This window comes from Ekhidna lutea, assembly GCF_900188325.1.
Lineage (GTDB): Bacteria > Bacteroidota > Bacteroidia > Cytophagales > Cyclobacteriaceae > Ekhidna > Ekhidna lutea.
This window is the reverse complement of sequence record NZ_FZPD01000002.1, coordinates 685,007-703,770: the sequence shown is the minus strand read 5'-3', so window position 1 is coordinate 703,770 and position 18,764 is coordinate 685,007. Positions and strand designations below refer to the sequence as shown.

Annotated in this window: 6 protein-coding genes; 2 read left to right on the top strand and 4 right to left on the bottom strand. The window is 42.0% G+C overall.

Annotation, left to right across the window (positions count from 1 at the left end):
• Positions 1 to 24 precede the first annotated feature (24 nt).
• A complete protein-coding gene (locus tag CHB71_RS06875) occupies positions 25 to 795 on the top strand; it encodes a hypothetical protein (protein WP_144017351.1) in 771 nt (256 codons plus the stop codon).
• A 76-nt stretch (positions 796 to 871) separates the two neighbouring features.
• Here CHB71_RS06875 and CHB71_RS06870 read toward each other — a convergent pair whose 3' ends face one another.
• The 4 genes from CHB71_RS06870 to nhaC all read right to left on the bottom strand — a co-directional run bounded on the left by CHB71_RS06870 (position 872) and on the right by nhaC (position 3,764).
• Positions 872 to 1,333 carry a YybH family protein gene (locus tag CHB71_RS06870; RefSeq protein ID WP_089356156.1) on the bottom strand — a complete coding sequence of 154 codons (462 nt, stop codon included), beginning with the start codon at positions 1,331 to 1,333 and terminating at the stop codon, positions 872 to 874.
• Positions 1,330 to 1,593 carry a hypothetical protein gene (locus tag CHB71_RS06865; protein WP_144017350.1) on the bottom strand — a complete coding sequence of 88 codons (264 nt, stop codon included), beginning with the start codon at positions 1,591 to 1,593 and terminating at the stop codon, positions 1,330 to 1,332. Before CHB71_RS06865 ends, CHB71_RS06870 begins: the two co-directional genes overlap by 4 nt.
• A 106-nt stretch (positions 1,594 to 1,699) precedes the next feature.
• Positions 1,700 to 2,290 (bottom strand): 3'-5' exonuclease, encoded by a 591-nt coding sequence (locus CHB71_RS06860; RefSeq protein ID WP_144017349.1) that lies wholly within the window; start codon positions 2,288 to 2,290, stop codon positions 1,700 to 1,702.
• Positions 2,283 to 3,764 carry a Na+/H+ antiporter NhaC gene (gene nhaC / locus CHB71_RS06855; RefSeq protein WP_089356153.1) on the bottom strand — a complete coding sequence of 494 codons (1,482 nt, stop codon included), beginning with the start codon at positions 3,762 to 3,764 and terminating at the stop codon, positions 2,283 to 2,285. Before nhaC ends, CHB71_RS06860 begins: the two co-directional genes overlap by 8 nt.
• A 194-nt stretch (positions 3,765 to 3,958) precedes the next feature.
• Here nhaC and CHB71_RS06850 point away from each other — a divergent pair, with 194 nt between their 5' ends.
• On the top strand, positions 3,959 to 18,760 hold the full coding sequence (locus CHB71_RS06850; protein ID WP_089356152.1) for a BspA family leucine-rich repeat surface protein: 14,802 nt from the start codon (positions 3,959 to 3,961) through the stop codon (positions 18,758 to 18,760).
• The last annotated feature ends 4 nt before the right edge of the window (positions 18,761 to 18,764 follow it).

The window sequence follows — 18,764 nt, the reverse complement described above, 5'->3', positions numbered from 1 at the left end:
CTTAGACTTTTAATGGAAATTATTATGAAACACCTAAAAAACATTTTCCTACTGCTCTCATTTTCCTCACTGCTCTTTGTCCTTTCATGTGGAAGTAGTGAAGAAGTTACAGTTGACTTAAGCGATGTAGAATTTTCATTTGATGCGTCAAATCCACCTATCGATCAGGAGATTATTAATAATCTTCTTGGTTCTAATGATAACAATGGAATTACTATTGGTAGTCATTTGAGTACTGCCAACGCCATGACTGCTTACCTTGGATTTTTTCAATCACAGCCGAATGCAGCACAATCCAATACACCCATTGGTTCTTGTGGAGGTGATGCACTTGTATACACCTATACATCCAGTGTGGAAGGGCAAACAATAAGTATTGCATATCAAATTTGCGAAACCTCCGATAAGTACATTTTCCAGTTATTCATTTCAGAAAATGGATCTGATTTTAATGAGTTCATGTATGCGGAGGAAACCAAAGGTGAGCGAAGGCAAGGATTTATGGAAATATACGCTGCAGATATATCAGATGCTGGAACAGGAAGTACACCGTTCATCAAGTATACCTGGGAGGAAAGCACTGACGGTACTTTCGAGTTTATTGTGACAGATAATAGCGGAGAGTTTCAGCTAACTATCAATGTGAATAGTGACCAGTCCGGATCATTAGATTACGTCGTAAGTGGTAATCTCAGCTATGAAGCAACCTGGAACGCTACTGGAACTGCTGGCACGTATATTTACTATGATAGTGAAGGCAATGTGACAGCCGAAGGCAACTGGCCTGCGCAGTAATTAAATGATTTTGAAATAAAAAAGGCGATTTGATTAACAAATCGCCTTTATTTTGGAATTATTGTAGCTAAAAATATCATTTGAGTTGGGTCCACATTCTAGAAATAATTTTCCATGATCCATCATTACCTTTCTGGTAAATAGTGGATGCATGTGAAGTTGATGATTTGGTCATTGTGAAATCACCTTTCGTATAAGTGAAATTCAAGGTGCCCTTTTCTAATGAATAGGCCATAGTTTCCGTTCCGGCTAAATCAAGTAGCTCTACTTCATAGGAGTGAATCGTGGTACTTGAACTGTCATTAGGAAACCAGTATCCTTCTATGGCTTTCAGGCCATTAATTGGCGACATTCCATCTGGAATGATGGTCGCATCCTTTGAAAAAAGTCCAAGAATCGTTTCACTATCCCTAGCGAGCCATCCTGAGACATAATTTTCTCTGATTTGATTAATAGAACTTTTGTCCTGCTCTGAAAAAGTTCGTTCTGGTTGTGTAGCGCACGCGAAAGAAAGCAGTAATATGATAAAAAATCTCATTTTTTCTTGGTTGGTTTTGGTTTTAAAGTCTTGGCAAATTCATGACTCTTATTCATATACGCAGCAAGTTCTTTCGTGTTTTTCAAAACATCTTCAGGGACATGCACATAGCCTTGCATGGTAGCTCCATAGGAGATGGCTGGTCCTGCATTGTACGTATCCATAAACGCTTGCTTTTCTTCCTCAGGAAGCCGGATGGCCACATATCCTTCTTTTGCTACAAAGGAATACATGTTGCCATTCATGGATGTGTAGGGCATGTTTTTGCCCTTTTGCTCTAGCCCCACAGTAGCCAGTAATTCGGAATAAAGCCGAAGTGTTTCTTCAGATGCTTTGCGCCATATTGAAAGGTAGGAAAATTGGAGATTAGATATACCCCTTTCGTTTCATTTCCTCATGGATAGCCAGACAAATCCATGCATCTGTGGCCGCATACTTTTGCTGGGGTGGTGAGAGTGTTTCTGCCTCCCAGTTTGATACCTGCTGGTTTTTGGAGATGCGAGATTCAAGAAAAACTGCCGCAAGCTTCTTCACACCCATGTGCTTTACTCCCAGCTCTCGAACGACATCATTAAGGTCTGTAAAATTCTTTGGTTTGAACTTTCTTGCACGAATCAAATCCTTCAGGTCATCGTCAATGCTAATGCCTAATTTTAGAATAGATGGATCAGCCATAAAGTCGAAGAGAGAAGTAGGGTACCCCATGTTATTCAGTCGGAAAAGGTAGGCATCCTCCATGGTGGATAGCTGTACCATTGCTGTGTGGTTGTACTCGCCTTTAACGAAGGTGGGTTTCTTTTCTGTATCAAACCCCAATACATCAAATTTCCGCAGTTCATCTACTGCTTTGATGCATTCTTCCTTTGTGTCAATGACATGGATTTTGCCTTCAAATGCAAGCAACGGAAGCGCACGCATGTCTTCCTTAGTGATATGTTCCGCAAATCGGCTATTCACCTTTTCCTTTCAGTTTCTTGATTTTGTATCCGGTATACGCTACCAGGATAGTCATAAATGGGCTAATGATATTGAAAAAACAATACATAAAATAAGTACCTGTGGCCACACCTAAAACACTGGCGTGATAAGCACCACATGTATTCCATGGAATCAATACGGATGTTACAGTTCCTGAATCTTCCAGTGTACGACTGAGATTCTCAGGAGCAAGGCCTTTCTTTTTGTAGGTGTCTGCATACATTCTACCGGGTACAACGAGGGCCAGGTACTGATCTGAAGCTGTCCCATTAAAGAAGATACATGTTCCAACAGTGGATGTAACAAGAGAGCCTGTAGAGTTTACTTTGGATATTATTGCTGATGCTATTCTTTTCAACATACCGGCTCCTTCCATTACTCCACCAAAAATCATGGCCGAAATAATCAGCCAAATGGTGCCAAGCATTCCGGCCATGCCCGAGGCACTTAATAATCCTTGATCATCCAGTACCGCATTCCCAGTGGTAAAAGATATGTCACCAAACATGGCCTGCATGGTGCCGATAAAGGGGTTGCTGAATCCTCGTGGTAAATATTTATAAAGCTCGCCATCTCTGCTAGCAGTTGCAGCAACCAGTGCTACTAAATCTGGCTGGAAGATGAGTGCGAAGACAGCACCCAGTAAGGTCCCAATTAGTAAAGCCGGAAGTGCCGGCATTTTTTTAACGATTAGCACCACTACAACAACGGGAACTATGAATAACCACCCATTAATATTGAATGCACCATCAATGGCAGATAGGATAGCTTCTTTTCCTTCTATAGCACCATCTGAAGAGTTGGATAAGCCGATGATAAGGAAGATAGTGAGCGACAACAAAATTGATGGCACGGTGGTGATCGTCATGTATCGAATGTGTGTAAACAGATCCGTTCCTGCCATGGCTGGTGCCAGGTTGGTTGTGTCAGAAAGTGGAGACATTTTATCTCCGAAGTATGCCCCTGAAAGTATAGCGCCCGCAACAAGTCCCTCTGAGATTCCTAGCGCCTGACCTATGCCAATCAAAGCAATACCAACAGTCGCTGCTGTTGTCCAGGAACTACCGGTCGCGACTGAAACGATGGAACATACAATACAGGCTGCCACCAAAAAGATAGTGGGATTGAGAATTTGCAATCCATAATAGATCATGGCAGGAACTACTCCGCTGAGCATCCAGGTACCCGCAAGCGATCCAATCAATAAAAGTATAAGAATGGAAGCCATAGCTGAACTGATGCTCTTGACGATTCCATTCTGAATGTCTTCCCATTTATTCCCGACCTTAAAGGCTACAATGGCAGCTACACCTGCTGAAAGGATGAGTACGATTTGGTTGGATCCTCCTAATGCCTCACTACCAAAAATTCCAACGTTTATTACGAGGAGTAGAATAAGGAAAATGATGGGAATAAGAGATTCGAATAAAGTGGGTTCGCGTTTTGTTGTCATTTTGGGTTAGTTCTCGAACCCTCGAAAATAGGGTTTTTTGGTGGACTAGTAGATATATAGTTTCATATTTTCGATTCATCGATAAGTGGTGTTTAGTTTTGGAATATTACAGTACTTTTTTGTATCTTGAATGGTTAGTTGCAAGAAAGATTTATTCCCTACAATAATCTTATTCACCACCAATCATTTTTTATATGAAAAATCTTGCTTTAGCAATCTTCCTTTGCGGGTTTACTCTGGTCTCGATTGGTCAAGATATTAGCTCAAACCTAATTGCTTATTACCCCTTTTCTGGTAATGCTAATGATGTCTCAGGAAATAACAATAATGGAACGGTCTTTAACGCAACGCTGACTACAGATCAGTCAGGAAGTGCAAATAGTGCATATTTCTTTAATGGGACAAATGCAAGAATTGATCTGTTGTCGGATGCCTCAGCCATTAATGGCGCACAACAAAGAACTATATCGGCTTGGGTGAATCAAACAAATACAACTCACAGAACAATTTTTCATACAGGCTCTTTAGGCTCTTGCAATGAGTTTGCTGCTATGGGGAATGGCTCTATACAGCTAGGAAGTAGTGGAGGATGCGATATAAGTGGGGCTTTCACTCCACAGACATCTAGTTGGCACCATATTGCAGTCGTTTACACAGGAACTAACGTCATTACATATTTTGATGGTGTACAAACCGATAATACTGCTCGGACACTAAATACGAGTAACACCGGGGTTAGGATTGGTTACTGGCCAGACTTAAATAGTTATTTTACCGGTATAATTGATGAGGTAAGAATCTATAATCGGGCTTTAACCTCCACAGATATTGGTGTCCTGTCCAACGTTGTTGATACCTATACTGTTACCAATACAAATGATACAGGAGTTGGTTCTCTTCGCTGGTGTATTGACAATGCCAATAACACTGCAGGAGCTAATAGTATTACTTTTGACCCGTCAATTGATGGTGGGATAATTACGATTGACAATAGTCTGGTATTAACCAGCGGAGATGGAAATGCTACAACCATAAATGGCGACATTGATGGTGACTTTGAGCCAGACATAACAATTCAAACTGGTAATGCCATCTCTGGGATAGAGATTAATGGTGGAAGCTGTGTTATTCGAGGACTACATATGCGTGGATTTTCAGGTTCTCCTAATGCGGCAATCTTAGTAGATGGCTCAGGTGCTACAAACAATGAAATCTATGGTTGTAAACTAGGGGTCGCACCAAATGGTAATGCTACGGATGTAGCCAATTATTCGGGTATTTCAATTAATAATGGAGCTACAGGCACGATCATCGGAGATGGCACACTTTCCGGAGCTAACATAATTGGAGGAAATTCTTTCGGAATCAGAATTAATAATTCATCCGATAACACAATTATTTCTGGAAATAGAATTGGTATTGGTTTGGATGGATCTTCAGCTGTTGCCAATTCAATTGGAATTGATGTCCTAAATAGTGATGGAACCACGATAGGTGTTAGTGGGGATCTTGTAAATGTTATTTCAAACAACAGTAGTGAGGGAATTCGTTTAAGTGCAGCCACAAATACAGATATTCTTAACAACTATATTGGCGTTGACATTACAGGTCTTCTAGATAGAGGAAATGGATTTGGAATTGAAGTTGGAAATGCGAGCACTGGTGTTACGATTGGGGGAAATGTTACAGCTCGAAACATTATATCTGGAAATACAGGATATGGGATTGATGTAAATAACTCAAACAGTGTCACAATTACAGGAAACTATTTAAGCTTGGGGTCAGACGGGTCCACAGCAATTGCGAATGGAACAAACGGAAATCCAAACATTAGGGTTCAGGGCACTTCCAACAATACTAGGATAGGAGATGTAACAGGTACCAATCCCCCGAATGTAATTTCAGCGGCCGGAGGTGCATCAAGTGCAGGCATACTTGTTTCAGCTGCAAACACCACCATCGTTGACAATTACATCGGAACCGACGCAGCAGGTAATTTGGATAGAGGTAATGGAGGTGCCGGAATTAGTCTGGCAGGAGGCTCAGGAACTATAGGAGGTTCCGGACTGGGAAACGTTATTTCTGGCAATAGCTACGGAATAGGTGTCAGTGTTGGCGGCTTTACGATAACAGAAAATTACATCGGGACAAATGCTGCTGGTACATCTGCAATACCAAATGACAATGAAGGAATACGACTGAGTGTTGGTACCGGCACTAGCATTACCAACAATGTCATTTCTGGAAACACATTGGATGGAATACTTATAGAGGGAGGAACAACTACAGGCAACAACGTCAATAGCAATCTGATCGGTATACAAGCTAATGGCACTTCTGCACTTGGGAATGGTGCCAATGGTATCAAAATCGAGGGAGGAGCTAATGGAACCTCACTGATGAGCAACACAATAGCTTTTAATACATCGGATGGTGTAGAAATGGGAGATCCCTTTGCCGGTGGAATTATAAATAATAGCCTTTCCCAGAATTCCATTCACACCAATACGGGAGAAGCAATTCTAATAACGAATGGCGCCCAAAATGGTGTTTTACCTCCAACCATAACTTCAACACTAGACGGACTTATTACTGGAACAGGCACAGCTGGTGCCACGATTCAGATTTTTGCTGATGTTGCCGATGAGGGAGAACAATACCTCGCATCTACAACAGTGACTGGTGGAGGCACTTATAGTCATCAGGTAGACGTGAATACTATCGGATCAGGGCTGTTTAATATCTCAGTTAATCAGACTGCTTCTAATAACTCATCTGAGTTTGCTACTTCGCCACTAACCTTTTCTGTTCCTACTACTCAGGCATCTAATATCAACTTTTCCAATGTAGATTTCTTTGACATGGATATAAGCTGGACTAACGGCGATGGTTCAGCACGACTTGTGGTGGTGAAGGAGGGAAGTATCGTTGATGCTAACCCGGTAAATACAACAACTTATACCGCCAATACGCTGTTTGGAGCAGGATCTGAAATTGGAACAGGTAACTATGTGGTTTACAATGGGACAGGGTCTAGCGTCAGTCTAACCGGATTGGATCATAGTACAACTTACCATGTGATGGTTTATGAATACAATGGTATTCAGGGTCTCGAAGAATATTTAACATCAAGTGCTACCGATAATCCATCGTCACAACCGTCATTAGGTGCTTTCATCACCACATGGCTAGCTGATGCATCCGGTCAAATTACCATTCCAATTGCAACCGGAACTTATAATTACGATGTATACTGGGAAAATACGCTGAATGCTCTAGACAATGGTTCGTTGAGTAGTCAAACAGGAGGAGCGCTATTAACAGGATTGACGGATGGACAAACCTACCGAGTAGAAATAACAGGTACTTTTCCAAGGTTCTGGGCCAGGGCAGATGGAGCTGCTGAAAGAGAGAAGATCTTATCGGTGGAGCAATGGGGTGATATAGCCTGGGCAAGCATGCATGAAGCCTTTTACAATTGTCCAAATCTAACTGTACCAGCAACAGATGCTCCAGATTTATCCGGGGTAACCAGCCTGCAAAGCATGTTTTATAACTGTGATGCATTGAATAATCCCATGGATCATTGGGATGTAAGCACCATCACCAGCTTCTTTGGAATGTTCCAGAATACGGATATTTTCAATCAGGATCTTAATTCCTGGACGATCAACACCACTCCCGGAGTGAATATGGAGAGCATGTTCAATACTGCTTCTGCTTTCAATGGGAACATCAGTTCCTGGAATGTGATCGGTGTTACGAATATGGCCCGCCTTTTTTCCAATGCAGATTCGTTCACAGGAGACATTAGTGCTTGGGATACGGATAATGTAACGAATATGACATTAATGTTTAGCCTGAATGATGCCTTCAATGGAAACATTACCAACTGGAACGTTTCTAATGTGGTAAATCTGAGTGGTATGTTTCGCTTAGCCACATCCTTCAATCAAGACCTGAATTGGAACGTGTCAAGCGCTACGACTTTCAGTGGCATGTTCGAAGGCGCTTCAGCCTTTCAGGGAGATCTTTCTTCTTGGACAGGTACGTTTAGTAGCAGTTCAATCACCATGTCATCAATGTTTAAAGATGCCAGCCTTTTCAATTCCAATATCAGTTCATGGGACTTCACCACGGTGACGTCTATGCAAAGCATGTTTGAGAATGCTGATGCATTTAACCAAAATTTGAATAGCTGGGATGTGAGCACAGTCACAAATCTCTCTGGTATGTTCAGCTGGACGGAATTGTTCAATCAGCCTTTAGATACGTGGAACCTAAATCCATCGGCAAACTTATCCTCAATGTTCTACCAGTCACAAGATTTCAATCAGGACATTAGTTCATGGACACTGACAGGCATAACCAACCTTTTCAACATGTTCGCCTTTGCAGATGCGTTCAATCAGCCGATTGGATCCTGGGATGTGTCAACAGTTACGAACATGGGTAATATGTTCCAAGATGCCTCTGCATTCAATCAGAATCTTGGAGCATGGGACCTTAGTAGCGTTACTTCTGGAGGAATTGGGTCCATCTTTACTAATACCCGCATGTCGGCATCAAACTATGATGCTACCCTTTTGGGCTGGTCTCAAATTACAGGTTTAGAAACCGCCATCCCTGCTAATGTTACTATGAATGCTACTGGGGTCAATTACTGTGACGATACTGGTCGGCAGGACTTGATTGACAATCATACCTGGAACATCAATGATGCTGGACAAGCGTGTCCTTTCATTACCACGTGGCTAGCTGATGGAACAGGTCTAATCACCATCCCAACCACAACCGGAACATATAATTATGATGTTTACTGGGAAAATACATTGAACACTTTAGACAATGGTTCCCTTATTAATCAAACTGGAGATGCAGTACTTACTGGCCTAACCGATGGCCAAACATATCGTGTCGAAATCTCGGGAATTTTTCCAAGAATTTACTTTAATGGAGGAGGGGATCGTCTAAAGATTCAAACTGTAGAGCAATGGGGAGATATTGCGTGGACCAGCATGGCAAATGCGTTCTCTGGTTGCACAAATTTGACAATAACTGCAACTGATTCCCCTGACTTGAGTGCAGTAACGGACCTGAGTTTTATGTTTGGAAATGCCACCTCGTTGACCACCCTCAATTCTACATGGGATGTTTCCACAGTCACCAACTTCACCAACATGTTTGCCGGAGCTAATAGCTTCAATCAGAATTTGGCTTGGACGATCAATTCTTCCGTGCCGGTGACGATGGAGGGAATGTTCAATGGAGCCTCCTCATTCAACGGAGATATCAGCGGATGGAACGTGAGTCAGGTTACAGATATGAGCAATATGTTTATGGCTGCATCGGTATTTACCGGAGACTTGAGTTCCTGGCAGGTGGGAAATGTCACTGAGATGAATTCGATGTTTCAGAATGCGGCATTGTTCAATTCGAATATCGGTTCGTGGACCACTTCCAATGTCAATACAATGACCCGCATGTTTCAAAATGCTGCTGATTTTAATCAGAATCTAAGTTGGGATGTTTCGAATGTGACAAACATGGAGTGGATGTTTTCGGGAGCAACAGATTTTACCGGAGACATCTCCTCATGGACGCTTACTAGTCTGGATCGAATGTCCTATATGTTCGAAAATGCGACCTCATTCAATAGCGATATTACCGGATGGAATGTCGCTGAAGTGGATTTCATGCAAGGGACTTTCGCCGGGGCAACTAGCTTCAATCAGGACATATCAGGTTGGAATGTAAGCGGAGTAACTATTATGCAGGAGATGTTTTCCGGAGCGACTGTCTTCAATCAGGATTTAGGAAGTTGGGATATCGGAAGTGTTGGCAATATGGCCTTCATGCTTGATAATTCAGGTTTATCTACCGACAATTACGATGGAACGTTAATTGGATGGGCGGATGATAATGGAGGATTGGAGACAATCCCATCAGGTATCACTTTAAATGCTACAGGACTTACTTATTGTACATCACAGGCTGCAAAAGACATATTGGAAGGAGCGACCTACAACTGGACTATAACTGATGCGGGAAGTAATTGTCCTTTTGTCACCACATGGCTCGTAGATGCAACTGGAGAAATAACCATTCCAACTTTTGCAGGAGAGACGTATAACTATAGTATAACCTGGACCAACCTGGACAATGGCGGCCTAGGTGATGGTTCAGCAACGGTGATGTCTGATGTGCCTTACAATATTACCGGACTACAAAATGGCGATACCTATCAGGTTGAAATTTCTGGAGCCTTCCCTAGAATTTATTTTAATGCGGGTACGGAGCGATTAAAAATTCAAACCGTTGAGCAATGGGGTGATGTTGCATGGACTTCCATGGCTCAGGCATTTCTGTCTTGCGACAATCTCACTGTACCTGCAACAGATGCACCCGATCTGTCCAACGTGATTGATATGACATCCATGTTCCAGTCATGTCCGGCTTTAACTACTGAGAATTTCAATAACTGGAATGTCAGCAATGTGCAGAACATGACCCAGGTATTTGCGTTCAGCACAGCGTTCAATGGAAACGTGGATATGTGGGATGTGAGCAATGTAACTACCATGTTCGGTATGTTCTGGGGTGCTCAAAGCTTCAATCAACATTTGAACACTTGGACACCTACGGCGGTGACCGATATCAGCCGGATGTTCCAGACAGCCATCTCATTCAATGGAAACATTGATGGATGGAATATGCCAAATCTTACTACAGCTGTTGAAACTTTTTATCAAGCCTATGCCCTCAATCAATCGCTAAACGGCTGGACATTCGGGGTACTTGATAATATGAGTGGAATGTTTCGAGAGGCTATCATTTTCGATGGAAACATTTCTTCCTGGGATGTCAGCACTGTGACTGATATGTCGAACTTGTTTTTGTCGGCATTGGCTTTTGATCAGGATATCAGCGGTTGGGAAACTTCGAATGTAAATACCCTGGCTGGCACCTTCTCTGGATCACCATTCAATAGAGATCTTATTACAACACCTGGTGGAGGTAACAATGGAGGAATCGCCTGGGATGTAAGTAGCGTCACTAATATGGCGAACACATTTTCCGGAGCTACACAATTCAATGGTAATATAACGAACTGGGATGTTTCAAACGTAAACACTATGACCGGCATGTTTCAGGGTGCTATTGCATTTGATCAACCCATTGACTCCTGGAGCACGAATACCAGTCTTGTACAAGATATGTCCAACATGTTTGCACTTGCTTCTGCGTTCAATCAAAACCTGAATTCATGGGATGTCAGTACTGTGAATAATATGGCGGGAATGTTTAACGGTGCTACAGACTTCAATGGAAATATTACATCCTGGGAAACAAGTCTTGTTACTGATATGTCAGAGATGTTTCGAGATGCGAGTGCCTTTAATCAGGACATTGGTTTATGGGATGTCTCCATAGTTAACACAATGAATCGCATGTTTTGGGGTGCATCAAATTTTAACCAAGATTTAATCTTTCAGGCAGGTGCCGGAAATGGTGGAGGTGACGCGTGGAACGTGAGCACAGTTGGCAATATGGAACTCATGTTTGCCGCAACTGGAAATTTTAATGGAAATATTAGTAACTGGGACATCAGTGGTGTAAGCGCTTTTCGTCAAATGTTTGAAGGGGCAGTTGCCTTCAACCAGGACTTGAGTAGTTGGGATGTAAGTTCTATTGTTGATATGACTAATCTGTTCAATAATGCGACATCATTCAATCAGTCTTTAGGAAATTGGGACATTGGCATGGTACAGTTTATGAATGGGATGCTTGATAATTCCGGACTTTCGACTGGAAACTATGATGCAACACTGATTGGCTGGGCGGATGATAATGGAGGATCAGAAACAATCCCAGTGAGTATCACTTTAAATGCTACCGGAATTACCTATTGTACCTCACAGGCAGCAAAAGACATATTGGAAGGAGCGACCTATAACTGGACTATAAATGATGCGGGAGTAGACTGCTCTGAGGCATTTGTGGTGACCAACACGCAAGATGATGGGGAGGGCTCGCTTCGGTGGACAATTGATAATGCAAATGTCATTTCGGGTCAGCAAACCATCTCCTTTAACATCCCAAATACTGATCCTAATTACAATCTAGATGGCGGTACGGGTGATGAAACCTGGACAATTACTCCTGTTACCGGTTTGCCGGTTATTACGGAAGATTTGGTTTTGGACGCAACAACCCAGGCTGGTACTGGGAACTTTAATATTGTCCTTGATGGACTCAATGGCCCAACCAATGGCATAAATACCCAACCCGGAGTGATTGAAGTATATGGTTTTTACATTACTAATTTCACAACAGGTATTAGACTATACGGCGATGGAGCAAACGGTTCCATTATTGGAGCTCCCGGAATGGGGAACACCATTGTACTTTGTGTCGATGGAACCAGATCGACCTTCACGGATCAAATCGTATTTCATGGCAATTACATTGGAACTGACGAATATGGAAATACAGGGCTTGGAAATACCAATGGAATCACCACTTCCACAGGCTCGAACACTCATTTTATTGGAGGTGCAAATCCAGGTGAAGGAAATGTTATCTCTGGGAACAGCACAGCTATTGCTACAAATGGAGCTTCCTTATCCATCATTGAAGGTAACTATATAGGGACTGATCCAACAGGAACGTCTGCAGTACCGAACAACACTGGAATTGGCCTTGGCTTATCCGGAAATTGTCAAATACTGAATAATGTTATATCTGGTAATTCAGGGACGGCTATTTCACTCAACACCTCGGATGGAACAATAATTCAAGGTAATTTTATTGGGGTAGACGCCAATGGTTCATTACCACTTCCAAATAACAAGGGATTTTCGACCGTTGGCGTTGGAGGTTCTGGGTGCGACAATAATATAATAGGTGGCACAGGGATCGGAGAAGCAAACACTATTGCATATAATACCGCTGTAGGGGTGGAAATCACACATTCGGTTCATCAGGGTAATCAGATTATAGGCAATGAGATCTATTGTAATGGAACGGGGATTGATTTGATCAGTGGAGCTAATGGTGGAATTGCTGCGCCTATTATCAATGAAGTTACTGCAACCACCGTAGGAGGTACAGGAACTTCAGGTAACACCATTCATGTTTATCGAGATAACTCTGCCTGCTCCCCTTCACAAGGCACGGAATACTTAGGAAGTACAACGGTAGATATTTCAGGTGATTGGGAGATAACGGGGCTGATAATTGCACTAGGCACAGATGTAATTACAGCAACCGCAACCAATGGAACCGACGGTACCTCTGAGTTTGGTACTCAAAATCCATTTCTAGTGACCAATACGCTGGACGATGGAATTGGCTCACTCCGTTGGTGCATTGAAAATGCGATTGCAAGTCCAACAAAAGCTACCATTTCATTCAATTTACCTGGAGATGGGTCAAGTGATTCATGGAAAATTGATGTTGCATCTCAGCTTCCGGTAATGACAAACTCCGGAATTGGAATGATCATCGATGGGACCACTCAACCGGGCTGGGACATAGACGCAGGATTGATGCCACGTATAGATGGGGCAATAAATGGGATAAGTCGTGGATTGGAAATTGGATCTCTCGGCAATGTTGAAATTTATGGGCTTCATATTACGGGGTTTACGAGTGTTGGAATTTTTGGACAAAATTTACCAGGCGGACCGGATAATAGTACAATTGGAGCACCTAATAAAGGGAATGTAATCAGTTCAAATGGGAATGGAATCATATTTTATCAATGTAATAATTGTGTGATACAAGCCAATCGAATTGGTACAACCCCTGACGGATTAGCACCTGATGGAAATGAAAGTAGTGGGATTGTAGTTGGCTATACCTCCGGGCCTTTCATCATAGGAGGAGATCGAGATGCCGGCGAAGGAAACGTTATTTCAAATAATGGAGCGATTATCGAAGATGGAGATGCATCAGAATACGGTGTATTTATAGCTGATGGCGCCAGTGATATTCAGGTATATGGCAACCTGATCGGAACGGACATCAATGGAGAGAATAATTTTGGCAATAGGACTGGGTTGATTATTTCTAATGGAACAACGAACAACTGTATCATAGGAAGTCCTACTCCTGGCTATGAAAATGTTATCTCCGGAAGTTACCAATGGACCAATGTCTATTTTGGTGCAGCCTCTGATAATAATATCGTTCAAAATAATATTATTGGACTAAATGCTGCTGGAGACACGCCGATTGGTTCGTCAAATCCTGATCTGGATGGCGTTTGGTTGCTTGCACAAGCTGGTGATAATAATCTTAGTTTTAATAACAATATAATCGCCGGGAACACCGGAGATGGAATCTATATCAATGGGCAGAGTGCCTTTGAGATTGAAGGGAACACAATAGGTCTAGGCCTGGACGGTATCACAGCCATCGGAAATGGCGGACATGGAATCTCTATTTCTGATGCGACTACTTCGGTATCCATTGGTGGCACAGGAGTAGAAAATATCATTGCCAATAATTCGGGTTCAGGCATCTATTTTGAAAATCTTTCTGACGATAATGGAAACAATATTTTACGCAATTCATATTACTGTAATTCCGTCAAAGGGGTCGAATTTGAGCTTACTCCTACCGTAGATTTTCCACATATTACCTCCATTTCGGCTGGAGGAATATCTGGGGTCACCATGGCTCAAGATGGTTCTACGGTAGATATATATCAAACAAACTCCACCTGTAGTGACCGTCAAGGTTACGTTCATATCGCTACCGTATCTGCAAGTAGCGGCACTTGGTCATACACCGGTTCAATTGATATTGAAGAGGAATATGTGACAAGTGTGACCGATGTGACAAATGGCATTTCTGAATTTTCTTTTACAGAACTTATTCTGGGTGGTGTGTTCGAACAAGACTACAATGCTTTAGTTGCTTTGTACAATTCAACCGATGGCGCCAACTGGACTAACAATACTAATTGGTTGAGCGGAAATGATGTGAGTACATGGTATGGAGTAACCGTATCTGGGATTAGGGTCAATTCGATTGACTTGAATAGCAACAATCTCGTAGGCACGATTCCTTCAGAGATAGGAAATTTGCCTGAGCTTGTTGCACTTATTTTAGGGTTCAATCAGCTCACAGGATCCATTCCATCAGAGATAGGGAATCTGACCAGTCTTGAAAATTTGAATTTGGAGGTAAACCAATTAAATGGCGTAATTCCTTCTGAACTAGGCAATCTTGTTAATTTGATTGAACTAGATTTTGAAGAGAATCTACTTTCAGGAACAATCCCAATGGAATTGGGTTCCCTATCTGCCATTGAAATAATTGATTTAGAAGACAATCAATTGACAGGATCCATTCCTTCGGAAATTTTTGGTCTCGCAAACCTCAATTGGCTGGTTCTTTCAGTAAATCAATTGAGCGGGGATATACCTCCCGGACTAGGTACCATGGTCAACCTAGAATACTTATGGCTTGATGATAATCAATTTTCAGGATCTATTCCTGTCGAACTTGGCGATTTGTCAGCACTTGTACAGCTTAGACTTAATTCGAATCAATTAACGGGATCAATACCTGTTGAGCTAGGTAACCTATCAAACCTTCTTAGTCTTAACCTGGGAACAAACCAATTATCAGGCACTTTACCTGTGGAACTCGGATTGCTTGTTAACCTTGAAAGCTTCGATATAGACAACAATATGCTGACAGGGAGTATTCCGACCGAACTGGGAAATTTAACTCAACTTACTGTTTTTCAATTAGATAATAATCAGCTAACTGGTTCAATTCCATCCGAACTAGGCAATCTAACTCAATTAGCTGATATGCAATTAGCAGGAAATCAGTTAAGTGGAAGTGTTCCTGCCACATTTTCAAATTTAACTCTACTTTCTAAACTCGAAATTGAGTCTAATCAATTATCAGGATTGCCTGACATGTCTTCCATTGTTAGTCTAATAGAGTTTGATGTCAACGATAATGTGTTAGAGTTTGATGATTTGGAACTCAATATTTCAGTATTGAACAATTACAGTCCTCAAGCTAATATTACTGCTCCCACAGACCAAGACTTAAATGCTGGAGAATTACTTGATGTAACTATTAGCGTAGGCGGATCTAACAACAGTTACCAATGGTACCTGGATGGAAGCCCGGTTTCGGGTCAAACAACAGACAACCTTAATATAGCTAATGTCACTGAAGCAGATCAGGGATCTTATCACCTGGAAGTGACGAATAGTGTAGTCACTGGTTTAACAATCAGTTCGGATGCGTTCAACGTCACTGTAGATGATAACCCAACTGTCATCACGCAGGATATATCTGTTTCACTAGATGCTACCGGCAATGTTTCTATAGCGCCATCGGATATTGATAATGGAAGTTCAGACGATGAGACAATTGCAGCTAATCTAGTCCTTGTACTAGATGTGACTGATTTTGATTGTACTACACTTGGTGCAAATACGGTGACACTGACGGTTACGGATGAAGGAGGCAATAGCTCCAATGCTTCGGCAACCGTAACAATAGTTGATGATGAGGCGCCAGACGTGGTGACTCAGGATATTACAGTCACCTTAGATGCCACCGGCACAGCAACGATCACACCAACAGATATCGATAATGGCAGCACGGATAATTGCTCATTCACTTTGTCATTGGATCGAACAGACTTTGACTGTACGGATGTTGGAACTCAAACGGTGACTTTAGCAGCTACTGATGGTACCAACACCTCAACGGAAACCGCAACAATAACAGTGGTTGATGATACAGCACCAGTAGTAGTTACTCAGGATATTACAGTCACCTTAGATGCAACTGGTACTGCTACGATCACACCAACAGATATCGACAATGGAAGCACGGATAATTGCTCATTGACCTTATCATTGGATCGAACAGACTTTGACTGTTCAGATGTTGGTAATCAAACGGTTACCTTATCAGCTTCTGATGGTACTAACACCTCAACGGGAACCGCAACAATAACGGTTATAGATGATACAGCACCAGTAGTAGTGACTCAGGATATTACAGTCACCTTAGATGCAACTGGTACTGCTACGATCACACCAACAGATATCGACAATGGAAGCACGGATAATTGCTCATTCACTTTGTCATTGGATCAGACAGACTTTGACTGCACTGATGTAGGCGATCAAACGGTGATATTAACTGCATCTGATGGTACCAACACTTCGACAGGAACCGCAACAGTAACGGTAGTTGATAATAGCGCACCTATAGTAGTCACGCAGGATATTACGATTGCCTTCGATGCAACAGGCTCAGCTACGATATCGACAACAGATATTGATGATGGAAGCACGGATAATTGCTCATTCACTTTGTCATTGAATCAGACAGACTTTGACTGCACTGATGTAGGCGATCAAACTATGATATTAACTGCATCTGATGGTACCAACACTTCGACAGGAACCGCAACAGTAACGGTAGTTGATGATAGCGCACCTGTCGTAATTACTCAGGATATTACAGTCACCTTAGATGCAACTGGTACTGCTACGATCACACCAACAGATATCGATAATGGAAGCACGGATAATTGCTCATTCACTTTGTCATTGGATCGAACAGACTTTGATTGTGCTGATGTTGGTACTCAAACGGTGACCTTATCAGCTTCTGATGGTACCAACACCTCAGCGGGAACCGCAACAGTAACGGTTATAGATGATACAGCACCAGTAGTAGTCACTCAGGATATTACAGTCACATTGGATGATACAGGTTCAGTTTCTATAACAACGACTGATATCGACAATGGAAGCACGGATAATTGCTCATTGACCTTATCATTGGATCGAACAGATTTTGATTGTACGGATATTGGAACTCAAACGGTGACTTTAACAGCTACTGATGGTACCAACACCTCAACGGGAACAGCAACAGTAACGGTTATAGATGATACAGCACCAGTAGTAGTGACTCAGGATATCACAGTCACCTTAGATGTAACTGGTACTGCTACGATCACACCAGCAGATGTTGACAGTGGCAGCACAGATAATTGCACTTTGACCTTATCCTTGGATCGAACAGACTTTGACTGTACGGATGTTGGAACTCAAACGGTGACTTTAACAGCTACTGATGGTACCAACACCTCAACGGGAACAGCAACAGTAACTGTGGTAGATGATGAGGCCCCAGTCGTAGTTACTCAGGATATTACAGTCACATTGGATGATACAGGTTCAGCTACCATTTCACCAACGGATATCGATAATGGAACAACTGATAATTGTACGTTTACCTTATCAATTGACCAAACTACGTTTACAATAGAGGATTTAGGAGATAATACCATTACACTGACCGCAACAGATCAATCTGGTAATGAAGGTAATGCAACTGCTATCGTGACTGTTGAGAGAGGTAATCAATCCCCAAGTGTCATTTATATTTTCTATATCCATGAAAACACTCCAAATGGTACATTAATAGGGAGTGTGACCGGTTCTGATGCAGATAACAATGAGTTGACTTACTCCATCATTTCAGGAAATGAAAGTGGTGCATTTTCCTTGAATGCTGTTAGCGGTGATCTTACGGTTAATGATGAAACTATACTTGATTTTGAAGTGACACCTTCATTTGAATTGATGGTGGAAGTAGATGATGGAGCGGGAGGGATGACCTTTGCTGACGTAACGATCAACCTAATTGATATCGATGAAGATGCATTAGGTATAGATCCGGAAGTTGAGGGTATAAGAGTATACCCTAATCCAGCTTCAATGAGCCTATTTATTGATTCGCAGAACAGAAACACTCAAGAACTTACGGTTGAACTATATGCACTTAATGGAAGTCAGGTAGAGATTTCAGTTGATCAAAGAGAAGCATTTTTCATGAGAATTGATATCTCGGATATTGCTTCCGGTATCTACAACCTGATTATCCAATTTGATGACAAAATGGTCTCTCGAAATATTGTAATAAAGAAATAGTGAA